We start from the raw sequence: 24,599 nt of genomic DNA, 5'->3' as shown, positions 1-24,599 counted from the left end.
TACAAGGCAATGTCGTCAAATTGGCTCTTCTCATTGGTGCACCGATTTTCGCAGCAACGATTGTCGCAGCGGACGCCTATGCGCACGGTTCGATGGAGGCACCGCTCAGCCGCGTTTACGGGTGCCGCCTCGAGAACCCCGAAAGCCCGAAATCGGCCGCCTGCAAGGCCGCCATTGCATTGGGTGGAACGCAGGCGGCCTACGATTGGAACGAAGTGAATATCCCCAACGCGGCCGGCAACCACCGAGGTCTAATCCCCGACGGGAAATTGTGCAGCGCCGGGCGGGACAAGTACAAGGGCTTCGATCTCGCGCGCTCCGATTGGCCGGCGACCAACCTGCCTTCCAACGCGTCGTATACATTCCGCTACAAGGCCACGGCGCCGCACCGCGGCGCGTTCGAATTGTACGTGACCCGAAATGGCTACAATCCGTCGCAGCCACTGCGCTGGGCCGATTTGGAGCGTTTTCACACGGTCACCGACCCCGCGCTCTCGAACGGCGCTTACCAGATCCCTGCGCGGACGCCCTCGGGCAAGAGTGGGCGGCACATCATCTACGCGATCTGGCAGCGCTCGGACAGCCCCGAGGCCTTCTACAGCTGCTCGGACGTCATTTTCTGAAAGAGAGAATCACAGGAAGACGGGAAGACGGGAAGGATTTGATTGTAAACAGCGCGGATCTGAAACCTCGAACCTTCCCGGCCTTCCCGCCTTTCTCGTAAAATCCAATCCGTACAATCGCGTCAGGGGCAGGTCCCGCCCCCATTGTCGCGGAGTGTGACCTGGCCTTGGTAGCCTCGTGCTCGAAGCTCGGTCACGAGACGTTCCGGCTGGCACGGTGGCAAGGTGGCATTGTTGGTCACCTCCAAATTGCCACCGAGTGAGAGGAGTCCCTTCAACGCGTCGAGCCGGGCGAGGGCGCGGTTGTTGTTGATGTGCAGCTCACCGCCAATCGCCTGCAGTGCGTGGAAGCCATCCAAATGCAGGAGGGACGGCTCCGAATCAATCTTCAACTCACCGTCGATGCGGGTGAGCTTCTCGAGCTCGTCGACGGACGAGAGCGCGTTGCCTTCGACCCGGACGAAACCCGCGATGTGTTCGAGCGAATCGAGGCCATCGAGCTGGGTGAGCGCGGGATTTCCCCAGACGTTCAGGACGTCCGCCGCTCGAATGCCGTGCAGCCCATGGAGGCGTGTCAGCTTGGGATTGTCGACGATATCGATCCGTCCTCCTGCGTCGACGAGCCGGTCCAGGCCTCCAATCTCCGTGAGAGCTAGGTTCCCGTCGATATGAATCCCGTCGTACCCCGACCGGGTATTCTCCCGAAACGATTCGAGGTCGCGCAGGCTCTCGAGGTCTTTGTTCTGGATGATATGAAGTCCGCCCGCCTGGCGCAGGTTACGGAGCCCCGTGAGCCGCTGCAGATTGCCGTATTGGATGGTAAAAAACCTCTCGACCGAGGTGATTCCCTCCAGTCCGTGCAAATCGCGGACTCCAAGATCGCCCCAGAGGGACAAGTCCTCTCCGATCGACGTCACGTTCCGCAACCAGTCGAGGGACGTCAGCTCGGGTAGGTAGAGAAGCGACAGGCTGCCCTCGATCGACTCGAGGTGGGGCAGCCCCACGGTGGCGAGATGGGGGCAGTGACCGAAAAACAAGTCGCGGACCTCGGTCACCTGAGAGAACGCCGAAACGTTGGTCAGCGCCTTGTTGAGGCTGAATCCGAGCGAGCCCACCTCGCGCACGCCGTCGAAGCCCGACAGGGTCTCGAGCGCGTCGTTCTGGTCGAAGTTCACCGCGTCGACCGTGGTGAGGTTCGGCATGTCATCGAACGCGGTGAGCTGGGCGTGAGACGTGACGGTGAGGGTCTCGAGCTCGCGAAGCGACGAGAATCCGCCGATGTGGCGAAGGATCGATGATCCGTAAATGGTCAGGGCGTCGGCACGGGTCAACGTGCTGGGCCCGATCCATTCGGTCGCCGATATCTGATAAAAGGAGAACTCCCCGCCGACGGTTTCGAGGGCGGAAGGGCCCTCGAGGCGCCCGCCCGTGCCAATGTCCCTGAAGCTCAGATCGCCGCCGACGGCCTTCAATGCCGTGAGGCCGCGAAACGACTCCGCGTGCGTGGCCATGAAATCGCCCCCGATGCGCCGCAAATGCTCCAGAGGGCCGAAATCGACGATGTTGGCCTCCGCCTGAATCTCCAGGCTTCCCGTGATTTCCTCGCATCGAGACAACGCGGTGAGCTCTGCGAGGGAATGCACGGTGAAGTCACCACTGCACACACCCGCAACGTTCGGAGTGAGCGCCTGAACGGCAACGCTGCCCGCGCTCGGTCGATCCGTTGAATCGTTCCCGCATGCGATGACGCCCGTCGTCGCGGCCAACCACACGACCGCGAGACGTCCCTTCAAGTGCGGATTCCTACTTCGCGCGCAACCCGGCCTAGTCATGTTTTTCTTTCTCCCCTTGGACGAAGGATGTTTCCCCTCCTACTGGATCGAGGAGGCCATTCGCTCAGGAAAAAGATACTCAACATGAAAATGTTACTTCATGGCGCGCCCTGCGGTATCAGGGCTCGAACGCTACGTTCGCGCGATGTTCATCCGGCACGAATTGCCATCTTAGTCGTTATTGGCAGATTCGCGACAAGCGCCGTGCGACTCGGACGTCCCTTCCGATTAGAAGAATTACAGGGAGGCGGGGAGGGAACCGGCGGGGTGCAGCGCAGAAGGCTATTGTGGGGTTTTAGTTGGCCCAATGGGGCAAACTGGAAACCCTCAAAAACTCCCCGCCTCCCTGTTCAATTCTCTTTCTGTTCAATCCCTTAGGGGCAGCTTTGCGTCGAACCGGTCGTGTTGACGCGAAGGGCACCACCTTTGGTGTTTTGGCTATTGGTCACACAATAGCCGGCGACGCTTTGAAATCCGACGTCGTAGGGGCTATTCGTTCCGCGCTCGTCGATGAGTTTGTCGAAGCGCAGGAAGCTGCCATTGTTGGCGAGGACGCCCGGCCGGCCGTCGTTGTTCTTGAAGTGAACTTCGCTGTCGAGCCACGTAATGTGGTGGGCATTGTGCACGTACCAGCCGTACGACGGGCGCGTTCCAATGCTGTTCGGATTGTAATTCTTGGGATCGTTGCTCGGCACGCCGGTGCCCATGGTACCGTTGCCGCCGGGGACCTCCAGGTTCACGTTGGTGAAGGTCACGTCGCTGATCTGATTTCCGTCCGCCTCACCCCAGATGGTGGGACTGAAGGCCCCGGTGCCGGCGTAGCTTCCCGTGATGTTTTCGTAGGTGATGCCGCTGATGTGGCCCACCCCCGGATTGTTGCCGCAGCGCTTTCGCGTGCCCACCTTCTGCATGATGTGCGACTTGGTGCCGGTCATGGTGATGTCGCGGTAGTGCACATCGGTGATGTTGGCGCCATCCATGGACACCATGCCCAGGCCGGACTTGCCCGCGCCGGTGATGGTGATGCGCTCGAACTTGTAGTCGGTGAAGTCACCGCACGTTTCGGAGCCGAACATGATGGCATTGCAACACCCCGCGGAGAACGCCGAGTCGGTCACCGTGACGTGCCCGTTGGGTAGCTTCGCACCCAATGCGTAATCGCTCTTGAACGCGAGGGCGTCGTCGTTGGCCGCGAAGTTGGCGTTGGTGATGGTCACGTTCTGCGCGCTGATGATGTTCCAACCGTCGCGATCGCTGGCCGTGTCGATGATCAAATGGTCCGACGTGATGTTGTTGCAATTGTTCGTGAGGATGGCGAAGTGCCCGCCGCGCCGGAATCGCAACGTGTTCACGGTCAGGCCATCGCAGCGGGTCAGCGAAAGGATCTTGTCCGCCTCGCCCGATTTGGGGTTGCCCGTGATGAGATTTCCGCCGCCGTCGATGGTGCCGGTGCCCGTAAAGGCGATGTTTTTCAGTTTGTCGCCATAGAACATGGCATTGTGAAAGTGGCTGTGTCCGTAATCCTGGTACTCGTCGTACTCGTTGGCTTCCGGCGGATCGTACGTATCCGCGCTCGACCCGAGGATGGTGGCCCCCGCCTCGACGTGCACCGTAATGTTGCTCTTCAAGTGGATCGTATTGCTCGATTTGTACGTGCCTGACGGAAAGAGCACGATGCCGCCGCCGGCACGACTCGCCGCGTCGATCGTCTTGTTGATCGCCGCCGAGTCGTTCGCTGATCCATTGCCCATGGCGCCGTAATCGCGAACGCTGAACGTGGCTACGGGCGCCGAGGCACTTTCTCGGGGCATGGCGTCGACCCCCAGCAACACGACGATTGCCATTACCGACTTCGTGAGCCATTGTTTGCTCATCGTCAGACCTCCTCCCTATGCACCGCGCGCGCGCGTGCCAAAAAGAGTCATTTCGACATCGATTGTGTTATGAAGATATGCGATGCACTTGCTCGGTGTCAGCCTTACAATCGGACGGATGACACCGGTGTCTTTACTTCGTGGAGTGGTAAGGTGGCCTGACCACTTGGCTTGAGAGCATGGAATTGGTGGGTTGTATTGTCAAGAAACATTCTTGAACGGCTCTGGTGTGTGCGTGCGATGAGCTCTCATGTCCGGGGCAGAAACGTGAGTCGATCTCCATGGGTTCAATGACGAGAGCAGCTGTCTTAGTTGGTATTTCCCTCGTGGCGCTGGTGCCCGTCCCGTCCCATGCGGCGGGACAATCCATCCCCGACACCATTCGGCCGTTCGGGGAGCGCGAGATCGACAAGGCGTTCGACGATGCGGAGAGGCAATTGGCCAATACCGTGGCGACCACGCCCGTCGGGGCCTTTCCCGTGTTCACCGACAATCGAAAGACGGAACCGACGTTCGGCAAATGGCTGACGCGGACATTGCCGAAACCGCGCTTCCCCGATTGGCGCGTGGGCTTCTTTCCCGGCACCCTTTGGCTCACCTACGAGTACACGCGCGATCCGTATTGGCGCGAGCAGGCGGATAAGTGGACCAACGAGCTGGAATACGTGCAAAACAACAATGCCGACCACGATATCGGCTTCGAAATGATGCCGAGCTTCGGCAATGCGCTGCGCCTCGCGCCCGATCCGCGCTACGAGCCCATTTTGCGGCGAAGCGCGGACTCCCTGGCCTCGCGCTTCAATCCGGTGGTGGGCTCGACGCAGTCGTGGAGTTGGGCCATTCCGCAGAATTGGACCTTTCCGGTCATCGTCGACAACATGATGAACCTAGAGCTCCTCTTCTGGTCGGCCTCCCACGGAGGCAATCCGAAGCACTACGACATGGCGGTGAGCCACGCGTTGCGCACGCGCCAGGATCACGTCCGCCCCGACGGTGGCACGTACCACGTGGTGGATTACGATCCGGCTACCGGCAACGTCATCAAGCGCATCACCTTTCAGGGCTACGAAAACGAGAGCACGTGGGCACGCGGTGAAGCCTGGGCCATCTACGGCTTTACCATGACGTATCGTTTCACCAAGGATGGGCGCTTCCTGGAAACGGCGGAAAAGGTGGCCGACTATTTCATCGACCACGTGAAGAAAGATTGGGTTCCCAACTGGGACTTCCAGGCCCCCGCCCAATACACGCAAAAGGACTCGTCCGCCGCCGCCATCGCCGCAGCGGGCCTCATCGAATTGGCGCAGTTCGAACGCACCCAGCGCGGCGGATTCGCGCGCTACTTGGCCTATCGCGTTGCCGCGGAGCGCATCTTGAACGCGCTCTACCGCTCATACCGCTCGGACGGCACGAACCAAGGTTTGCTCGTCCACGGTACGGGCAACTACCCAGCCCTGTGGCGGGCAAATAACCCAGCCGAGATCGATATCGCGCTGATCTATGGCGATTACTACTTCTTGGAAGCGCTGCTTCGGTATCAGCAGATGCTACGTGAGTGCCACTAAGCGCGTGTAACAACCACGTTCGCGTCGAAGAGGATTTGAACAGGAAGACGGGAAGACGGGAAGGAAAGAGAAGCAGTTTTTTTGGGTTGCCATTGGCGCCATGGGCCGATTGACCCCCCAAAAATCTTCCCGCCTTCCCGTCTTCCTGTGAATTCCCTCTATTCTCTCAATCGAGTCGAAACTCAGCCGCGGTGGGCCTTCTGCAGGGTGGCGATGTCGAGTTTGATCATTTTGAGCATGGCGTCGGAGACGCGCTTGGAGCGGACCTTGTCCGTGTCGGCCATGAGCTCGTCCATGACGGCGGGAACGATTTGCCAGCGGACGCCGAATCGGTCGGTGATCCAGCCACAGGCCTGCTCCTTGCCGCCACCTTCGAGCAGGGCCGTCCAATAGCGGTCGAGCTCCGCCTGGTCGTCGCACAGCACGACCATCGAGATGGCGTCGTTGAACTCGTGGTGCGGGCCGGCGGTCATGGCTTGAAAGCGCTGGCCGAAAAGCGTGAAGTCCACGACCTTGACCGAGCCCGGCGGGCCGCTGGGCGAGTCGCTCTGCATGGCGTAGACGCGATCGACACGCGAATTGGGGAAGATGGACGCATAGTACTTGGCTGCCTCTTCCGCTTCTTTGGCGTACCATAGAAATGGAAAGATTTTTGCGGACTGTTTCGCTGCCATGGGTGACCTCCTCGTTTGGAAGTACGTCGTACGAGGTGGGGCCGCCTCGACATGCTCCGCGAATTTTTTTTAGCGCCCTCAGGTTCCACGCGCCGCGACGATGTCGTGGCGGGCAGCCCAGGCGTTCAGGTCCGAGCGGGCGATGGCGGCGGCCATCAAGTCGGGGAAGAGATCCGGGGTGCATGCGAACGTCGGGATTCCGAGCTTCGCGAAGTGGGCGGCGTGGTTTGGCTCGTAGGCGGGGGTGCCCTTGTCGGTCAAGGCGAGGAGGCAAATGACGTTGACGCCGCCTTGCACCAGGGACGCGGCGCGGTTCATCATTTCTTCCGCGTTGCCGCCCTCGAACAGATCCGTAATCAACACGAGAATCGTGTCGGCGGGGCGCGTGATGATGCGCTGGCAATAGGTGAGGGCCTGGTGGATGTCCGTGCCCCCGCCGAGCTGCGTGCCGAAGAGCAAATCCACGGGATCGTCGAGCTGCTCGCTTAGATCGGCGACGGCGGTGTCGAAGACGACCATGCGGGTCGTGACGGCACGGAGCGACGCCAGAACGGCGCCAAAAATGCTCGCGTACACCACGGAGGCGGCCATCGAGCCGCTTTGATCGACGCAGAGAACGATGTCGCGCAGGCTGGAGCGCTTGCGCCCGTGCCCGACGAGGTGCTCGGGAACCAACGTGCGCCGCTCGGGGAGGTACGTGCCCAGGTTCTTGCGGATGGTGCGGTCCCAATCGATTTCCGACACGCGCGGCCGGCGCGCGCGGGTCGCTTTGTTCAGACTACCGCGCACGGCCTGGAGCATCGGCTCGCGCAGTTTGCGCTCCAGATCCGCCACGACCTTGGCCACCACGCCGCGGGCCGTGTCCTTGGTCTTCGCCGGGATGACCCGGCTCAGCGAAAGCAACGTGGCCACCAGGTGCACGTCGGCGTCCACCGCCTCCAAGGTTTCTGGCTCCAGGAGCATCTGCGTCAGATGCAGCCGCGAAAGGGCGTCGCCTTGCATCACGCGCACGACGGAGGACGGAAAATAGGTGCGGATATCCCCGAGCCAGCGAGCCACATTGGGCGACGAGCTGCCGAGCCCTCCCCGGCGATCGCTGTCGTACAAAGCCTGGAGCACGCGGTCCATGCCCAGGTCCTCGTTGTTCAAGGGGCCGAGCGTCTCGTTCGTCTCGGCGCCGAGCGCCAGTCGCCAGCGCCGCAATCGGTCGTCGTCGCTCATGGGATCTCCACGCCGAGGATCTGCGAAAGAACCGGATAAACTTGCGCGGCGCGTCCAATGTCGAGGGCCGGTTCCGTGCTCGCCGCCATGCGGGCCTGGGGACCGCGTCCGACGTTTTTCACGCGCTCGCCGATGCGGCGCCGCTCGGCCGCGCCGAAGTTCGAAAAGCCGCGCCGCACCAACGGAAGCATCTCCACGAAGGCCTCCTCGGAGAGCGAGGCGATCCACGCATCGAGCGCGTCCCAAAGGCCGTCGTGAGAGAGAAGCAAAAGTGCGCTGCCCCGCAGAAGCCCCTCGACCCACGACGCTGCCGCGGCAGGTGGGACGACCGGCGAAAGCGCCAGGCGCGCCAATCGCTCGAGCTCGGGCGCTTCGATGGTTCGCTGCTCGAGCAACAATCTGCACGCGCTGCCGCGCACCAGCCCATGGATCTCGCCGCGGCCGAGCAGCGCCTGCAGCACCACCGTCCACTCGCCGGCCAGATCGGCCCGATCGAGCAGGGCCACGCTCTCGTGAACGCGCCCGATGGCCTCGCGCGCCCGCCCGGCGGCGTCATCGTCCAGCGACGCGCACCCGGGCAGAAGGCCCACCGCGATGCGCTCGAAAAGGCCATTCGCGATGGAATCGAGATGCTCCGTGCGCGTCTGCCGCACGTTGCCATAACGGATGGCCCGGGCCAGCGGCGGAAACGCGTCCATCAGCGAAAAGACGTCCGCTGAAAGCGCCGCGCGCTCCTGCAGCCGCTCGAGCACGCGATCCGTGGCCTCGGGGAGCTCGCTCAGGATGGTCGCATCGAGCAGCGCGGTGAGCTGGGCCAGGTTGGCGCTGCGCGCATCCTCGGCCGACTTCGACGTTGCCGCCGATTCGATGGTGTTCCCGTGGATGTTCGCCTCGATGAGCGCGAGGGTGAGCTCCGGATCCCAGGCCAGGGTCCAATGCTCGTGAAACGTACCCGTCTTGCCCGCACCCACCTCTTGCAGACGCCCCCAGGGAATACCCAACAGGTTCAATCGATGCAAAAGGCGGCTTTTGGCGCGGTCGTGCTCATTGCGCAAGTCGAGTTCGAGCGGCTTGGGATCGGCAATGGGCTTGAGGCGCAATCGCTTTTGCGCCGCCGCGAGATCGCGCTGAAGCGGTACGGCGGCCGATTCCTCGGGCACCTCGCCCATGGATTCGCCGATTTCCAACTTGGTGCGAATCAGGTTCATCGGCGCGGCATCGCCGTGGCAGAGCACCGAGAGCGTCGCATCGGTGAGCTCGGCCAATCCCGGCATGGATAGCACGCGCAGCGACGCGAGGGCATCGGCCAGGCGCACCGTCTCGATGACGCTCGCCGACGGCGCATCGATGCCTGCATCGCGAAGCAGCCGCGCAATCTGCGCGACCCAAGTGAACGAGGCCTGCCCGGGGTGTCCGCCCGATTGCCAGAGATGCCCGTACCACCCGGGCGAGGCGATGCCCGCGCCATAGCCGCTGCGGTACGACAGCCGCGAATAGGTCCACGGGATCCAGGTGGCCTCGGTTTTCGTCTTGGACAATCCCTTGAGGATCGCGTCGTCGGATTTCGCGCTCGAGGGTGCCACCAGCGCCGGCCCGTGCCAGGCGCCGCACACGACGGCGATGCGCTGAAATCCCTCTTTCGTCGCCGCCCGCAGCGTCTTTCGCATGTACGCTTCGCGCTGCGCCTCGCGCGTGTGCGGCGCTGGAAACAGTGCGTGCGCCCGGATCGCGGTCATCGCCTCCAGGATGGCCTCGAACATGCCGCGCGCATCGCTTCGCTGTTCGATTTGGTGCTCCCACCAGAGCTCGCGATCGGTGTACCCCGCGGCGCGTGCCAAGGTCCCCAGCGGGTCCTCGTGGAGCTCTTTTTCTTCGTTTTCCTCTTTGTCTTCCGTCTTCAATTGGTGCGAGAGCGGAAGATCCATGAACCGCGCGGGGATGCCCCGCTCGAGCGCAAAAGACAGCGCTTGCCACTCCGGCGAGAACGTGGCGAAGGGATAAAACACCGCCTGACTCGGTGAGTCGCTCGCATAGACGAGCAGCGCCACCGGCGGCTTCATTGCCGCGTGCGTGATCATCGGCAATTGCGATTGCGCGTCGGGCGGGCCCTCGACGAGAACGATGTCCGGCGCGAGCTCCTCCAGCGCACGCCGCACACTGCGCGCGCTGCCCGGGCCATGGTGCCGAATGCCGAAGACGTGGATGCTCACACGATGCTCATGCAAGCGCGGTAAAGGTCTTTCCAGCCCTCGCGTTCCTTGACGACGGTCTTCAAGTACTCGAGCCACACCAGCCGGTCCTGCACCGGATCGCGCACGATGGCGCCGGTGAGGCCCGCCGCGAGATCGCCGCCGCGCATGACGCCGTCGCCGTAATATCCGGCCATGGCCAGGCCGCCGTTGACCACGGAAATGGCCTCCGCCGTCGACAAGGTGCCCGAGGGTGATTTCACCTTGGTGGCACCGTCGCTGGTCACGCCCTCGCGCAGCTCGCGAAAAATCGTGACGACGCGACGAATCTCGTCGATGGCCGGTTTCTCCGCGGGAAGCTCCAGGGCGCGGCCCAATTCGGCGACGCGCTTTTGGACGATCTCGACCTCTTGCTCCAGGGTGTCCGGCACGGGGAGCACGACAGTGTTGAAGCGCCGCGTAAGGGCGCTGGAGAGCTCGTTGATGCCTTTGTCGCGGTTGTTCGACGTGGCAATCACGTTGAATCCTTTGCGCGCCTGCACCTCGCTCGACAACTCGTGAATCGGCAATGTCTTTTCCGATAGAATGGTAATCAAGGTGTCTTGCACGTCGTTGGGGATGCGGGTCAGCTCCTCCACGCGCGCGATTTTTCCGTCCTTCATGGCGCGCAGCATGGGGCTCACCACCAGCGCCCCCTCCGAGGGACCCTCGGCCAAAAGCCGCGCGTAGTTCCATCCGTATCGGAGGGCGCCTTCGTCGGTGCCCGCGGTTCCTTGGACGAGCAAGGTGGAGTCGCCCGCAATGGCCGCGGCCAGATGCTCGCTCACCCATGATTTCGCGGTGCCCGGGACGCCGTACAAGAGCAGCGCGCGATCCGTGGCCAAGGTGGCGACGGCGATTTCGATGAGGCGCACGTTGCCAATGTACTTTGCGCTGATCTGAAATCCGTTCGGGAGGGTGCCTCCGCAGAGGTACGTGCGCACCGCCCAAGGCGAGAGCTTCCAGTTGGGCGGCCGTTGCATGCCGTCGGCCTTGGAGAGCTCCGCGAGCTCCTCGGAGAATTGCTGTTCGGCGTGATGACGGAGTACGGCGGGTGAGCTCACGGGTGAATCTCCTGGACGAGTTCGTGGCGGACGCGAAGGACTTCCATGAACGAAATGAGCTGCGGTGTCAGCGGGGCGCCCTCGAGCACTTGGAGTGCGCGAGGCAGCACGGCGTGGGGGAGGGCCAGGGCGGCATCCCGCAGGGAGGCCATCATGGCCTGGGTGCGCAGCGACGTGGTGTGGATCTCGCGTTCGAGCGCGGTGATGTAACGAAGGCCGATGGACTCGGGCCAGGGCGCGGCCAAGGCGCAGAGGGCCATGCTCAAGTGGATGCGCGTGGGGCCGTCGCCGAAGAGCGGCTCGACCCGCAACGCGGCCTCCGCGGGCGGGAGACGCTGCAGGATCTGGACGAGCATGGCATTGGCAATCGGTGCGATGGCAACCTTTTCGTCGCAACGTTGCCAAAATTCCCAGAGGGCGGCGAGCCACTCGGGATCTTCGCGCAGGAGCGCGGCCTTCGTCCACCCTTCGCAGAGGGCGCCGGCCCAATCGGTCTTTTCGGCGGCGTGCACCAAGGTGGCGGCGTCGGTCTCGAAACGGGTGCGCCAGTGCGACGGCGGAATTGCAGAGAGTGCGCGCGAGAGCCAAAAGGAAAGGGCACCCACGCCCTGCGGCGGGCGCGCCGAGAGGCCATCCCGTGCGGCGTCCGGGTCGGTGTTCTCGGGCGAACGCACGGACAGCGTCCCACCGGTGAAATGAAGGACCGCGTCGGTGCGCGCGATCATGCGTGCCACGAAGGCACTGCGAACGAGGCGCGGGAGCAAGGCCTGCGCGGCGTCCCGCACCGCGGAGGCACGGTCGCGCAATTGGGCCGAGACGAAGGCCTCGTCGTCGTCGGAGATGCCCGTGGCGAGGACGGTGAGGAACGCGGCGCGTTCGTCGGCCTTTTCCGAGGACCACGAGGCCTCGAGCCACGCGCGTGCGCGGGCGGGATCGACGGCGCGGGCCCGCGCGAGGGCATCGCGGCGGCCGGGCGAGGCCCCTTCGAGCCACGCGCGCTCGAGGACCGCCATGTCCGGTGCATCCGCGGGCGCCGTGGCCCATTCCCACGCGGGGTTCATGCGGGCCAACCACGGGCCCCGTTCCCCGAGCACGCGCCGCGCGGCCGTGCGAAGCACCTCACCGCGGGCCCCCAGCGCCCCCGGAAGCACCGCGTGCGGAAGGCGCAGGCCCGCGCGATCGAGCAGCGCCAGGGCCTCGAGAAGCAGCTCTTTTTGCCCTTCGCGCAGGATGTCCTCGAGCAGCCGCGTTGCCTTGGCCGAGCACGCGGGTCGCGTTTCGGCCGGCGCGGGCGGGAAGGGATCCGCGGTGTTCGTGGCGGGCGCACCCGCGATGGTGGCCACGGCGCGCGTACCTGCGGCGAGCAGGATGCGCTGCGGGGCAGGGGCATCGCCGAGCTTGGCCAACACGCCCGCGGCCAGTGCATCGAGCGGCTCGGCGGTTTCGTCGAGCCGTTCTTGCCGCGAGGTGCCGATCACGGCCCAGCGGGTGAGCGGATCCATGTGCACTTACGCGTCCTCCTCGTCTTCGGCGCCGGCGGGAATGACATGGTATTCGCCCGCGCTCACCACCGCGACGGGGGTGAGCGCCTCGCCGTTCCACTCGGCCGCCAGATCGATGGGCTCCCCGCCCGACAGCGCAAACAAGGTCCACGCATCGGCGCGCGCGAGCGGCAGGGACCCGCCCTCCGCGTCGCGGACGATGCAGGCGGTGCCGGTGCGAATGGGGGTCACGCCGCGCAAGCACGCAAAGGTTCGCTCGAGCCAGGGCTGCAGGGCCAGCGCCTCGGCGTACCAAATGCGAAAGCTCTCGGTGCGATCGAAGCCGGGCAGCCGCTCCGACCAGGCGCGCGGCGTCCTCGCCTTGGCGGGATCCGTACGGAGGAGCGCCCGCTGCGGAAAGGCGCTGGGTCGATAGACCAACTCCGCATCGAACACGGTGCCGGGCATCATGTTCTCCGGGAAGGCCGCGGTGCCTGCGGCAAATTGCAGAAACAGCGCCACCCTTCCGGTGTGCGTGCCCACCAGCCAATTGCGCTGCACGCGAAAGCGCTCTTCGTCGAACAGCGATTGCCCGGCGACGAGCCACGCGTCCTGAACCGCCTCGCCCGACGCCAGCACCTCTTCATGCGGAAGCGACCATCCGATGAGCTGCCGCACATCGGCCTGCAGAGGGGGCGGCAGCTGGTCGATCCGCCGGAACGCGTGCGTCAAAAGGGCGATGCGCCCCAATTCACCGAGCAATCGCGCAGGCCACTGCGGATGGTTGCCCACATAACGACCGAGCCGGCGCACCTTCGACGCGAGCCCCGGCGCCTGCGCGTCGACGAGCCGTGCGGCCTGTGCCTCCCAGAACGCCGCGGGCCGGTCCTCCACCTGCGCGAGACCTTGCCGGATCAAATCCCCCATCCACAGCTCGAGCCCTTCGATACCTTTCACGACGCGTTGACGCCGCCGTTCGGCGCGTTTGGCTTGCTCGGCGGGATCCGGTGCCTTCGCGGGCTCGGCTTCTTTCTCCTTTTTCCGCTCCGCGGTCGCCGCCCGTCGTTCCACCCATTCGAGCACCCACGCCGGCGGCGCCGTCCCCGTTGCAAACGCGCCCAGTGAACTCGCCGCCAGAAGCATCAGCCCCAGCGCATGCTTGCAGGGAAATTTCCGACTCGGGCACGAGCACGTGGACGCCATCGTGTCGGGGTCCACACAGACCCGGTAAAGCGCACTTCCTTGGCATTCGCCCCACAAGGCGCGCTCCGTGCGTGCGAGGCCCTTCCACGACGCCGCAACGCCGAGCTTCCGCCCCGCCGAAGCGGCATTGGAGTCCGGGGCCAACGCCAGCACTTGTTCGATGTTCAAATTCATCGCGAACGGTGGAGGTAGGAGACTAGATCAGGTTGCAGAAAAGCGTCGGTATACGTGCAGTATGCACGCATTCGGTTCGAATTTGCTTGCAGAAACCTCGATGAAAAGAAGGGGCGCCCGGGGCGAGAGCGACCGGTCCACTGTTCGGCTTCGATGTCGAAATGTCGAACAATCAGGTTGAGTCTCGCTTATGGTGCGCCCGAGTTCGAACCTCAACGACGAGGGGACCATGCGACTTCGATCTTTTGCTCCTTCCATTGCTTCCATCGCTGCCTTGTCGGCCTCCATTGCCTATGTGGCGCCTGCGCGCGCGCAGCAAGGTGCGGCGGTCCTCACCGGCCGCGTCGTCGATGCCGCGACGAAAAAAGGCGTAGCCGATACCGTTGTTACGGTGACATCCAGTGCGCTCCAGGGCGAAGAAGTCGTCACGACGGACAAATCCGGTACCTATCGAATTCCGTCATTGCCGCCGGGCGTCTATACGCTCCACTTGGACAAAGAAGGATACCGGGCCTACCAAAAGGACCAGATCCAACTCCGTGCCGATGCGACCATTCGGCTCGATGCTGACCTTCTGCCCGAGGGCCTCAAGGCCGAAGAGGTAGTCATCGTCGCGCATTCGCCCACGGTCGACGTGGGGTCGAGCACCACCGGCGCGAGCATCAACAATGAATTCACCTCGCGCATCCCGATCACCAATCCGGGCGCGCGTGGCGGTGCACAACGAACCTTCGAATCGGTGGCCGAGGCCACGCCCGGTGCCTCCACGGACCAATACGGTACGTCCATCAGCGGGTCCACGTCGCCCGAAAATACGTACGTCATCGACGGACTGCGCACGAGCAGCGCGCGGTTCGGCGTCAATGGATCGCCCCTCTCCATCGAATTCGTCAAAGAGGTGAACGTGCTTTCCGGTGGGTACATGCCCGAATACGGGCGCTCCACCGGCGGCATTCTCAACGTCGTCACCAAATCGGGCTCCAATGATTACCATGGCAACGTTTGGGCGAATTGGACGCCCGGGGCGCTCGAGGGATCGCGCAAATACCCGTACTTCTCGGGAAGTGCGGTTCAAACGCGCCGGACGCTCGGCAACGTGTACGACGTTGGTTTCGACCAGAGCGGTCCGATCGTCAAAGATCGACTCTGGTACTACGTGGGATTCGGCGTCTCCCGTGCGATTTACAACTTGGACCGCACCATTCACCGGGACATCATCAACCTGGAGGACGGCTCCGTGCGGGGGACCGAGGAAGTGCCGGGCAGCACGCAACGCTTCCAGGCGAGTCAGACCTCGTACCAGATTTTCGCCAAACTCGATTTTCGTCTCAATCAGAACAACAAGTTTGCATTGACCTTCGCCGCCACCCCCACCTATGCAGGTGGCAATGGCGATTATGGCGTCAACCCGCAATCGGGCTTGATCGAGAATGCCACCACCGAATTGAATCTGGCGGGCCAATACAGCGCGCTCGCGCACAGTTACCGTTCGGGCGCGTACGATACGGTGCTCAAGTGGACGTCCGAGTTCGACAACAAGTCGAAGATCATCGAGACGTCGGTGGGCTGGCATCACGAGGTGGGCGGTCGCCTCGGGGCCGATGGATTCAACGTCGGTTCGGGGCTCGGATTGTCCGATCTGTCGCAGGTGGCCTACCGGCGGAGCGATCCGACATTGCACGGCCTCAGCGACTTCGAACGGGCGCCCGGGTGCAATCCGGTGACGCTTCGCAACGGTAGCTCGGTCTCGCCCTGTCCCATGCTCACGTACCTGGGTGGCGGGCCGGGGCAGCTCGATCAGCTGGTGCTCGATACGTATGCGGCCAAGAGCATCCTCACCGTGCTGGCGCAAGGCCTCGGGCACCACGTCATCAAGACGGGCGTCGAGGTGGAGCTCTCCACGTCGTGGTACAGCCGCGGTTATTCCGGCACGGTCCAATGGCGGGAGGACTCGGATGGGCAGTCGTACACCGCGGGGCACACGTATGGCCAACTGACCCGGCCCGACCAGGCTATTTTGCTCGACCGGCTCGTATCGCGTTCGCACAGCCTGAACATCGGCGGCTTCGTCCAGGATAGCTGGCAAATCATGGACAAGGTGACGCTCAACGCGGGCCTTCGTTACGACAATCAGATCATGTTCGGCACCGACGGCAAGATGCTCATTGCCCTGCCGAATCAGATTTCCCCGCGCGTGGGTCTGATTTTCGACCCGACGCAAAAGGGGCAGTCGAAGATTTTTTTCAACTATGCGCGCTTCTACCAGAGCGTTCCGCTCGACCTCATGGATCGCCAGACCGGCGAGACGGAGTTGCGCATGGTGGTCCCCGCCTCGACGTGCAACCCGGGCGATACGGGGCAGGCAGCAGGCGTCTGTCGCACCGAGGCGGCGCGCAGGCAGTTTCCCGCGCGGGGTGGGTACAATGCCAGCGGCGTTCCCGATCGGAAGTACTTGCCATTCGGCGCGGGCAAGGCGGTCATCGATCCGGATTTGAGCCCGCAATCGTCGAGCGAGATCGTGGGCGGTGCCGAGTACGAGATCGTCAAGAATGGCCGCTTCGGCGTTTCGTACACGCGGCGTTGGATGAACAACGTCATCGAGGACATGAGCAACAACGAGAGCGCCAGCTTCTTCATCGGCAACCCCGGCAAGGGTATTGCGAAGAACTTCCCCGAGGCGACGCGCAATTACGACGCCGGCACGGTCTACTTCATGAAGACGTTCGCCGACGGCTGGCTCGCGCAGGTGAGCTACACGCTGTCGTGGCTACGCGGAAACCAGGCGGGGCTCTACGATCCGACCACCGGGCAGCTCGACCCCAACATGAACTCGACGTTCGACTTGATTTCGCTGTTGCCGAATCAGCAGGGCGATTTGCCGAACGACCATCGGCACAACATCAAGGTGTTTGCCGCCAAAGACGTGAAGGTGACGCGTCAGTCGACTCTGCACGTCGGCGGCTCGGTTGCCGCGCGCTCCGGAGGACCGACGAACTACCTGGGCGCCCACAATCTGTACGGGCAGGACTTCATTTACATCTTGCCGCGCGGCAGCGGCGAGCGGCTCCCGTGGAACGGCAGCGTGAATACGCAACTGGGATACGAGTGGAAGTTCGACGGCGGGATGACCGTCGGGGTGACCATGGATATCTTCAACCTGCTGAATCTGCAGGGGCCCCTGGCCGTCGACCAGAAATATACGACCTCGGACGTGCTGCCCATCGTCAACGGTTCGAAGTCGGACGTGCCGGGCAACATCAAAACGCCGACCGGCGGGGCCTTCGACGCCAAGAGCATCAATCCCAACTTCGGGAATGCCAATTACTACCAGGAGCCGCGGCAATTCCGTTTCGGGATCCGCGGTAGCTTCTAGTACGAAGGATTTTCAAACCGCCAAGACGCCAAGAACGCCAAGTTTTTTTGATTCAAAACTTATGGTGTCCTTGGCGGTTTCCCTCCTCTTCGGGAATCTAAAGGGCGAGGGGGGCGGCGGTCGCGCATGTGTCGGGGCGGGTGCGGTCGGTGCATTCGGTGACGTGCAATTTGGCGCCGGGGTCGACGTCGACCTCGATGTGTTCGCCGTCGGGGTGGGCGGCGTAGACGTTGACGTGCAACGCATCGAGGGCGAACACGGGGTAGAGGAAGCGAAGCAGGCGGCGGTCCGTTTCGAGGGAAAAACGCGGCAGGATCATGGCTGGGGAGCCGCCGGCGGCGACGAGGCGCCCCGGGCTCGACGCGCGCAGTTCGATGCGGGCGCCGCCCCGTGTTGGTTGGAGACGCAGGGCGATGCGCGTGCGTCCGTCCACGACGGTGCGTGACTCGATGGTGGCGATGGGGGGCTTCTCGTGGGAGGCCGTTGGCGCGGCGGTCCATGGGACACCGAAGCTCGGATCGTGCGGGATGGGGCGTGCGCGAAGGGGAATGGCCACGAGGGCGATGCCCAAGGCCAAGGTGGCGGCGACGATGGGCCAGGCCACGGGCTTCGCGAGGAACCTTCCGACGATGGGCGCGATGGCGAAGACGCTGAAGACGAGCGACAGCGCCGGTGCCATCGGTCCCATGACGACGGCGATGAGCGCGGCCATGTGGCCGAAGACGTAGAGCGGTACGGCAGCGAGCAGCCACCAGGCGAGCCGGCGCTCCCCCTCGAAAAAGTGCGACTGCAGTGCCATCGCCAGCGCCGGGAGCGCGAAGACGAAGGTCGCTTGCGGTGCCAGGATGCCGAGCAACGCGCTCGCCAGGGCGAAGAGCCACGCCATGCCCTCTGTCCACACGCGGGCCCATGGCCGCTTCCCATCGCGGCTCGTCAGGGCGACGACGAGGCTGCCGCACGCGATGACGATGCCCAGCGTCGACGACGCACCGTGCCCGACGATGCTCTCGGGCGAGGCGCCATGCCGCATCAGGATGCTCAGAACGACCGCGCCGAGGATGCCGCCGGCGACGACGGCGAGCGCCCAAGCCACGAGACGAAAGGGCGACGGACGACGCGCCATGGTGCCGATGACGGCGGCAACGGCGCCGAGTGCAAGGAGGCGTGCGAGCCAGGCAGGGTAGGCGACACCCCAGCGACCGAGCACATCGAAGTGCGCCGGGCTGGCCTCCGACGAAGGCGTCGCGAGGTCGGCACCTCGAAGGGCGTGCGCCAGCGCCAGGGCCTGCACGCCGTGGTGCGCAAGGCTTCCCGGGGCCATGCTCGCGAAGGAATCGCGCTCCGTGTGGTAATTCTCCAGGCCGTCCGCGTACGCAAACGAGAGGCCCGGCAAGCCGGCACGCTCGTACACCATCGAGTCTGCCCCGTTGGGCAGGCCGCTCGCGAGCAACGCGACGAACGAATCGGAGGCCGGCCGCGGGGCCGATGCGGCAAAGGCTCGAAGGAGCGGTGCGCTGCCGGGCGTGCTCGCGTACATCGCCGAGGCGCCGTGCGTGCCGCGCGCCTCGAAATTGGCGAACGCGCGCACCCGTTTGGCAAGCGGATCGTCGCGGACGAAGGCGGCCGCGCCGAGCAGCCCGTCCTCCTCGGCGTCCGTGAAAAGAACGACGAGGTCGTTGCGCGCGGGTGGCTCTTTCGCGAAGCGCCTGGCCACCGCGAGCAACGCGGCCGATCCCGCCCCGTCGTCGCTCGCGCCGTACGAGGTCGGCACCGAATCGTAATGCGCCGAGAACAGCACGACGTCGCCGCCGCCGGTGCCGGGAATCCGGCCCACCACGTTCTGGACGCGGCCGCAGTTCTCGGCGAAGGCAATGATGGTGCAGGAGAGCGCTTCCTGCACGCGGACCTCGACCCCGGCACGTTGGAGCTCCGCCACCAAGTACTCGCGAACGGCGTCGTGCTCCGCCGACCCCAAGGGGTGCCGATGCTGGGCCATGGCACCTACATCGGCCATGGCCCGAGCCAGGTCGAAATCCGGTGCCTGGGCAACGAGATCGTCGGCGCTGCGGCCCACGACGCTGCGGATCGCGAGCAGTGCGACCAGGATGCCGAACAGGAGGCCGACCATGTCGGATAGTCTCAACCGGCGATGTTCGAGTGGCTCGTTGGGGCGCGGGAGGCGTGCGTACATTGCGAAGGCGCGGGCGCAATGATACGCGGGCAGACATGGTGCGTCATCTTGCGGCCGTCTCTCTCTTCATCGTCACATCGTGTTTCGTGGTTGCGTGCAGTGGCTCCGATTCGTCCGGTGGCGATGCCAACGGAGGCGGAAAGGATGGCGGAGGGGGAGGGGGCGGAGGCAACGCGACCAGCACCGGGCCCGAGCGCGACACGTTCTGCACCCTCGCCGTGTCGAAGTGCCATCCATACCAGGACAAAGTGGGCAACTGCACGGTGGACCACACCAACGTGGCGAGTTGTTACGTCACCTTCATGACGGAGTGCGTGAAGAAGATTTCGTCGTCGCCCTGCGACATCGACGATTTCGACGGCTGCATGAAGGAGGGCGCCCTGCACTGCGACGGCAGCGCGAGTCCGAAGTACTGGAAAGACTGCATGGACAAGGACAAGGCCTGCAAGAGCAAGGGCGAGGTCGACGAAGGCGCCTATATTGCCATCGAGGACACGTGCAACCTGCTTCGCGCCCTCGACGCCAACGGCCGCGCCGATGGCGCCGAATGCGTCGCCGGCCCCTGCGACAGACTCGAAGATTGCCTCGCTCGAATCACTCCGTGACGATGTAGGTTCAAATGGGGCATGCTGGGAGTGATGCCTTCTTCATTCCTCCGGCGCGTGCGCCCCTTCTTCTTGATCACGGACATCGGCTTCCTTGCGTACTGGGCCATCACGGCTTTGCACGCGTTGCCCCCGTCGTGGCTTTTCAAAGATTACGATCAGTCATTGGCCGTGGCCTGGAATTGGTCGTTCCTGCCACTCGACCTTTTCGTCTCCGCCACGGGACTCGGGAGTTTGGCGCTCGCGCGCAAACGGCCCCAGGTGGCGGTGCGGCTGGCGGTGCTTTCGCTCGTACTGACGTCGTGCTCGGGTTTGCAGGCGATTGCCTTTTGGGCCGCGCGATGCGACCTCGATATCGGGTGGTGGCTGCCGAATCTCTACCTGCTTCTGTATCCGCTGCCCTTTCTGGCGATGTTCGTCCGCACGGAGACACCGGCGCTCGCGGTACGCTCGACGCGCTAGGTTCGAGCGAGCTCTCGCGGACGAGCATGCCGCTGCGCGGCATATTCTCCGTCGTCCCTTTCGCGTGAGTCAATTGCACGGACGCAATCCGCTTCCAGGATATGGTCCGCAACGATTGCACTCGGATTGACGAAGACACGCCCCGCCGCGCAAAATGCTCCTACTCGTGCAGGAGGTCGATTGATGAGCGAAGCCATTCCGGATGTCGCGCCGGCCATTGCCGCCTTCAAGCGGCGCTTGGCCGAGGAAGCCGGCACACTTCGCCGCGCCTTCGAGCAGGCGCGCGATCATGTCCGCCGCGAGGTCGATGCGATTCAGGCCGCGGCCGCCGCCGGGCGCCCGGTGATTCCCGAAGTCGACTACCGAAGCATCCAGGACGAGGGGGTTCCGGCCTCGTTCGAGGCGGCCGTTCGCCGCCGGGGCTGCGCCATCGTGCGCGGCATCTTCCCGCGCGAGCGCGCGGGCGAGTGGTTCGCCGAATTGGGCGCCTACCTCGACGCGAACCGGTACGAGGAACGCGAGAAGCAAAAGCGCGGGCTCGATCGCTATTTCGCCACCTTGCCATCGGGCAGGCCGCAAATCTTTGGCATCTATTGGTCCAAACCCCAGGTGCATGCCCGGCAGGACGAGCGCCTCACGCGGACGCGCGCCTTTCTCGACCGGCTCTGGCGAAACGACGGCGTGTTCGACGCCGCGCGCCAATGCACCTACGCCGATCGCGTACGCCGCCGCGAGCCGGGGGACAAGAGCCTCGGGCTTTCGCCGCACATCGATGGCGGTTCCGTCGAGCGCTGGATCGACCCCGGGTTTCAACAGGTTTACCGCAGCGTCTTTTCCGGCGATTTCGACGCGTACGACCCATTCGATGCCACGCACCGCCTGACAACGAAGGAGATCCCGTCGCCCGCCGTCTGCAGCGTCTTTCGCACGTACCAAGGGTGGACGGCATTGACGCGGCAGGGGCCGCGTGATGGCACCTTGCGCTTGATCCCCATCGCCAATGGCATGGCCTATGTGCTTTTGCGCGCCTTGCAGAACGACATCGCCGAGGACGATCTCTGCGGAGCCCAGCCCTGCCGCGCCCTCGGCGTGAGCGCGGCCTGGCATCCGGATCTCATGGCGGGATTGGTCTCCATTCCCGAGGTGCAACCCGGTGATGCCGTATTTTGGCACACGGATGTGGCGCATGCGGTGGGGGACGAGCACGGCGGAAACGAATACGCGAGCGTGATTTACATTGGCTCGGCGCCCGATTGTGCAAAAAACCGCGCCTATCTCGTGCGGCAAAAGGATGCGTTTCTCTCGGGGCGGTCGGCGCCAGATTTCGCCGCCGAGGATTACGAAGTCGACTTCGCGGGGCGAGCAACGATAAAAGATTTGACGGATCTCGGACGCTCGCAAATGGGGCTTTGAAGACAATGGGTATCCGTCACGCTCTCTTGCCATTCATCGTGGCCGCTTCGCTGGGGTGTGCCGCACGGCCGGCAGCGCCGCCGCGCGATGCAGCCAAAAAGGTGAATCCGCTCGCGGCAAAGGTCGATCCCGTGTTCGCACGGTTCACGTCCGCGACGCCCGGCTGCGCGGTGGGCATCTACCGCGCCGGGCAAGTCGTCTTTTCGCGCGGCTATGGCATGGCCGACCTCGAGCGCGGCGTGCCCATTCGGCCCAATACGGTGTTCGATATCGCGTCCGTATCGAAGCAATTCACCGCGACGGCCATCGTGCTCTTGGTGCAAGAGGGAAAGCTTTCGCTCGACGACAGTGTTCGCAAGTTTGTCCCGGAGCTGCCGGAGTATACGGCGCCCATCACCGTGCGGCACCTGCTGCAGCATACGAGTGGGCTGCGCGACTATCCGGACCTTTTGCTGCTCGAGGGCTTCGACATCCAGGACGTGACCACGGATTACGACGCGCTCTGGGCCATCATTCATCAGCGCGCGTTGAACTTCGCCCCGGGCAGCGCGTGGGCGTATTCCAACTCGGGCTATTTCCTCGCCTCGATCATCGTCAAACGGGTTACGGGCGAAACATTGGCCGCGTTCAGCAAGCGGCGCATCTTCGGGCCGCTCGGTATGGCGCATACGCATTTCCACGACGATCCGGCCGCGCTCGTGCCGAATCGGGCGCTGGGCTACACGCCGCTCGAGGCGGAGAAATACGGTGTCGTGTGGAGCGGATTTTCGCAGACGGGTGACGGTGCGGTGATGACCACCGTCGAAGATCTGGCCAAGTGGGATGCGAACTTTTACGAGCCGAAGCTCGGCGGGCCGAAGTGGCTCGAGGTTCTGCGTACTTCGGGCAAGCTGACGAACGGCCGCCTTACGAACTATGGCATGGGGCTGCAGTTCGACTCCGTTCGAGGCATTGCGCACGAGTCGCATTCGGGGGGATGGGTCGGTTACAAAGCGCATCTCGAGCGGCTGCCGTCGGAGCGGTGGTCAGTGGCGGTTCTCTGCAACGGCGACAACCTGCCGGCCAGCGAGTTGGCCGAGGGCGTCTTCGCGGCCATCGATCCGAAGTTCCGATCGGACGGCGTCGAAGAGGCCGGCGCGAGTGCGCCGCCACCGCCGCTGGAGCCGTTCGCGGGGGACTACGTCGATCCGGTGTCGCTCGACGCCCGCAGATTTTCCGTGGAGAACGGCGCCCTGGTGTTTCGCCGCGGCTGGTCCGGCGGCAAGGCGCAGCCGTTGGTCCCTCTCGGGCCGCGCATGTTTCGCGCGAAGGGTGGCATCGCGCGCTACGAGTTCGTGGGCGACGCGCAGGGCAAGCCTTCGCGCGTGCAGCGCTTCGTCGAAGGCGAGGAGCCGACGACGTACGAGCGCACCGCCGCGCGCTTCACGCCCAACGCGAAGGACCTCGAGGGCTACGCCGGCCGCTACGCGAGTGACGAGATGCGCCACGATGCGACGATTCAAATCATCGACGACAACTTGTACTTCGGTCCCTGGGGCCGCAGGCCCACCATCCGATTGACCGCGGTGCGTCCCGATGGCTTCCACGCGGGCGCCACCGGCTTTTTCTTCGAGCGCGATCGCGCGGGGAAAATCACCGGAATGCGCCTCTGGGACGAGCGCTCGCGCAACATCCGATTCAAATGGAAGTCGCGCGAATGACCGTCACGTCCATTTGACGTTCTCCACGACGTAATCCAAAAAGACGCGCACGCGCGCGGGAAGATGCCCGCCCTGGCGCACGAACACGGCGTGCACGGGCTCGGTGTCGCCGGGGTTGAGCGCTTCCAGCACGGGAACGAGACGCCCCGCTTCGACGTCGGGACCGATGTGAGAGGCCGAGAGGCGCGCCAGACCGGCGCCCGCGAGCGCCAGTTGGCGCATCGCTTCGCCGTCGCTGACGAGCACATTGCCGACGGGCGGAACGACGGTGATGCCTCCGGCCCCATCGCGAAAGGGCCAGCCCGACGCCGTGCGTGCGAAGCAAAAGGCCAATCGATTGTGCTTCGCCAGATCCGCCGGGTTGCGCGGTGTGCCGTGCTCCTTCAGGTACGCGGGGGCGCCGACGACGACCATGCGGCTCTCTCCGAGCTTGCGCGCGACCAGGCGCGACTCGCGCAGCGCTCCCGTGCGAATGGCCACGTCGGCGCGCTGCTCGAAGAGGTCGACCACCGCATCGGTGAGTGCGACGTCGACCTGGATCTCGGGGTGCTTCGCCAGAAAACCGGGCAGCGCGGGGAGCAGCCGGTGCAGTCCGAAGGGCACGTTCACGTTGACCCGCAGGCGCCCGCGCGGTGCACTGCCCACGCTCGCCTCGCGCTCGGCGGTGTCCATGTCCGCCAAGATGCGGAGCCCGTGCTCGAAAAAGGCCGTGCCCTCCGCGGTGAGCTGGAGCTTTCGCGTCGAGCGGTTCACCAGCCGCGCGCCCAGCCGCTTCTCGAGGCGCGCCACCAGCTTGCTCACCGCCGACGGTGTCATGCGAAACGCGCGGGCGGCGGCCGAGAATCCGCCGAGCTCCACGACCCGCACGAAGACTTCCATCTCGCCGGAGCGATTGACGTCCATACGAGCCATGGCG

Annotated in this window: 16 protein-coding genes and 1 pseudogene; 7 read left to right on the top strand and 10 right to left on the bottom strand. The window is 64.3% G+C overall.

What is annotated here, in order from left to right; genetic code table 11:
- The first annotated feature begins 20 nt into the window (after positions 1–20).
- A pseudogene (locus tag LVJ94_29925) lies at positions 21–620 on the top strand (lytic polysaccharide monooxygenase).
- A 125-nt stretch (positions 621–745) separates the two neighbouring features.
- Here LVJ94_29925 and LVJ94_29920 read toward each other — a convergent pair.
- On the bottom strand, positions 746–2,416 hold the full coding sequence (locus LVJ94_29920; protein WXB01124.1) for a hypothetical protein: 1,671 nt from the start codon (positions 2,414–2,416) through the stop codon (positions 746–748).
- 413 nt (positions 2,417–2,829) lie between these two features.
- Positions 2,830–4,329, bottom strand: a complete 1,500-nt coding sequence (locus tag LVJ94_29915; protein ID WXB01123.1) for a glycosyl hydrolase family 28 protein — start codon at positions 4,327–4,329, stop codon at positions 2,830–2,832.
- 290 nt (positions 4,330–4,619) lie between these two features.
- Between LVJ94_29915 and LVJ94_29910 the strand changes: the two genes are divergently transcribed.
- The gene (locus tag LVJ94_29910) at positions 4,620–5,894 is read left to right on the top strand and encodes a glycoside hydrolase family 88 protein (protein WXB01122.1); all 1,275 of its coding nucleotides are present in this window, start codon (positions 4,620–4,622) and stop codon (positions 5,892–5,894) included.
- 182 nt (positions 5,895–6,076) lie between these two features.
- Here LVJ94_29910 and LVJ94_29905 read toward each other — a convergent pair whose 3' ends face one another.
- The 6 genes from LVJ94_29905 to LVJ94_29880 all read right to left on the bottom strand — a co-directional run bounded on the left by LVJ94_29905 (position 6,077) and on the right by LVJ94_29880 (position 13,939).
- The gene (locus LVJ94_29905) at positions 6,077–6,568 is read right to left on the bottom strand and encodes a VOC family protein (GenBank protein WXB01121.1); all 492 of its coding nucleotides are present in this window, start codon (positions 6,566–6,568) and stop codon (positions 6,077–6,079) included.
- Between the two features lie 78 nt (positions 6,569–6,646).
- Positions 6,647–7,789, bottom strand: coding sequence for a VWA domain-containing protein (locus LVJ94_29900; GenBank protein ID WXB01120.1), 1,143 nt, complete (start codon positions 7,787–7,789; stop codon positions 6,647–6,649).
- Positions 7,786–9,999: a DUF5682 family protein gene (locus tag LVJ94_29895; protein WXB01119.1), complete on the bottom strand. Its 2,214-nt coding sequence runs from the start codon at positions 9,997–9,999 to the stop codon at positions 7,786–7,788. The genes LVJ94_29900 and LVJ94_29895 overlap by 4 nt, the downstream gene beginning before the upstream one ends.
- Entirely contained in the window at positions 9,996–11,081 is a 1,086-nt protein-coding gene (locus LVJ94_29890; GenBank protein ID WXB01118.1) for an AAA family ATPase, read from the bottom strand. The genes LVJ94_29895 and LVJ94_29890 overlap by 4 nt, the downstream gene beginning before the upstream one ends.
- The gene (locus LVJ94_29885) at positions 11,078–12,583 is read right to left on the bottom strand and encodes a DUF5691 domain-containing protein (GenBank protein WXB01117.1); all 1,506 of its coding nucleotides are present in this window, start codon (positions 12,581–12,583) and stop codon (positions 11,078–11,080) included. Before LVJ94_29885 ends, LVJ94_29890 begins: the two co-directional genes overlap by 4 nt.
- Positions 12,584–12,589: 6 nt before the next feature.
- Positions 12,590–13,939, bottom strand: a complete 1,350-nt coding sequence (locus LVJ94_29880; GenBank protein ID WXB01116.1) for an SWIM zinc finger domain-containing protein — start codon at positions 13,937–13,939, stop codon at positions 12,590–12,592.
- 229 nt (positions 13,940–14,168) lie between these two features.
- On the opposite strand from LVJ94_29880, the gene LVJ94_29875 reads away from it, so the two are divergent.
- Entirely contained in the window at positions 14,169–17,312 is a 3,144-nt protein-coding gene (locus tag LVJ94_29875) for a TonB-dependent receptor (protein WXB01115.1), read from the top strand.
- A gap of 97 nt (positions 17,313–17,409) precedes the next feature.
- On the opposite strand, the gene LVJ94_29870 is transcribed toward LVJ94_29875, so the two are convergent.
- A complete protein-coding gene (locus LVJ94_29870; GenBank protein ID WXB01114.1) occupies positions 17,410–19,440 on the bottom strand; it encodes a M20/M25/M40 family metallo-hydrolase in 2,031 nt (676 codons plus the stop codon).
- Positions 19,441–19,538: 98 nt separating this feature from the next.
- Between LVJ94_29870 and LVJ94_29865 the strand changes: the two genes are divergently transcribed.
- The 4 genes from LVJ94_29865 to LVJ94_29850 all read left to right on the top strand — a co-directional run bounded on the left by LVJ94_29865 (position 19,539) and on the right by LVJ94_29850 (position 23,683).
- The gene (locus LVJ94_29865) at positions 19,539–20,108 is read left to right on the top strand and encodes a hypothetical protein (GenBank protein WXB01113.1); all 570 of its coding nucleotides are present in this window, start codon (positions 19,539–19,541) and stop codon (positions 20,106–20,108) included.
- A gap of 33 nt (positions 20,109–20,141) precedes the next feature.
- Positions 20,142–20,570 (top strand): YvaD family protein, encoded by a 429-nt coding sequence (locus LVJ94_29860; GenBank protein ID WXB01112.1) that lies wholly within the window; start codon positions 20,142–20,144, stop codon positions 20,568–20,570.
- Between the two features lie 183 nt (positions 20,571–20,753).
- On the top strand, positions 20,754–21,983 hold the full coding sequence (locus tag LVJ94_29855) for a DUF1479 domain-containing protein (GenBank protein WXB01111.1): 1,230 nt from the start codon (positions 20,754–20,756) through the stop codon (positions 21,981–21,983).
- A gap of 5 nt (positions 21,984–21,988) precedes the next feature.
- Positions 21,989–23,683 carry a serine hydrolase gene (locus LVJ94_29850; GenBank protein WXB01110.1) on the top strand — a complete coding sequence of 565 codons (1,695 nt, stop codon included), beginning with the start codon at positions 21,989–21,991 and terminating at the stop codon, positions 23,681–23,683.
- 3 nt (positions 23,684–23,686) lie between these two features.
- On the opposite strand, the gene LVJ94_29845 is transcribed toward LVJ94_29850, so the two are convergent.
- Positions 23,687–24,595, bottom strand: coding sequence for a LysR family transcriptional regulator (locus LVJ94_29845; GenBank protein ID WXB01109.1), 909 nt, complete (start codon positions 24,593–24,595; stop codon positions 23,687–23,689).
- Between the last annotated feature and the right edge of the window lie 4 nt (positions 24,596–24,599).

It is taken from the genome of Sorangiineae bacterium MSr11367 (assembly GCA_037157805.1).
GTDB lineage: Bacteria > Myxococcota_A > Polyangia > Polyangiales > Polyangiaceae > Pendulispora > Pendulispora rubella.
This window is presented reverse-complemented; position numbering and strand designations above follow the sequence as displayed.

Excerpts from the sequence above, each read along its gene's own strand:
- LVJ94_29915 (WXB01123.1), bottom strand. The coding sequence starts at position 4,329 with ATGAGCAAACAATGGCTCACGAAGTCGGTAATGGCAATCGTCGTGTTG.
- LVJ94_29910 (WXB01122.1), top strand. The coding sequence starts at position 4,620 with ATGACGAGAGCAGCTGTCTTAGTTGGTATTTCCCTCGTGGCGCTGGTG.
- LVJ94_29905 (WXB01121.1), bottom strand. The coding sequence starts at position 6,568 with ATGGCAGCGAAACAGTCCGCAAAAATCTTTCCATTTCTATGGTACGCC.
- LVJ94_29900 (WXB01120.1), bottom strand. The coding sequence starts at position 7,789 with ATGAGCGACGACGACCGATTGCGGCGCTGGCGACTGGCGCTCGGCGCC.
- LVJ94_29885 (WXB01117.1), bottom strand. The coding sequence starts at position 12,583 with ATGGATCCGCTCACCCGCTGGGCCGTGATCGGCACCTCGCGGCAAGAA.
- LVJ94_29880 (WXB01116.1), bottom strand. The coding sequence starts at position 13,939 with ATGAATTTGAACATCGAACAAGTGCTGGCGTTGGCCCCGGACTCCAAT.
- LVJ94_29875 (WXB01115.1), top strand. The coding sequence starts at position 14,169 with ATGCGACTTCGATCTTTTGCTCCTTCCATTGCTTCCATCGCTGCCTTG.
- LVJ94_29870 (WXB01114.1), bottom strand. The coding sequence starts at position 19,440 with ATGGTCGGCCTCCTGTTCGGCATCCTGGTCGCACTGCTCGCGATCCGC.
- LVJ94_29865 (WXB01113.1), top strand. The coding sequence starts at position 19,539 with ATGGTGCGTCATCTTGCGGCCGTCTCTCTCTTCATCGTCACATCGTGT.
- LVJ94_29860 (WXB01112.1), top strand. The coding sequence starts at position 20,142 with ATGCCTTCTTCATTCCTCCGGCGCGTGCGCCCCTTCTTCTTGATCACG.
- LVJ94_29855 (WXB01111.1), top strand. The coding sequence starts at position 20,754 with ATGAGCGAAGCCATTCCGGATGTCGCGCCGGCCATTGCCGCCTTCAAG.
- LVJ94_29850 (WXB01110.1), top strand. The coding sequence starts at position 21,989 with ATGGGTATCCGTCACGCTCTCTTGCCATTCATCGTGGCCGCTTCGCTG.
- LVJ94_29845 (WXB01109.1), bottom strand. The coding sequence starts at position 24,595 with ATGGCTCGTATGGACGTCAATCGCTCCGGCGAGATGGAAGTCTTCGTG.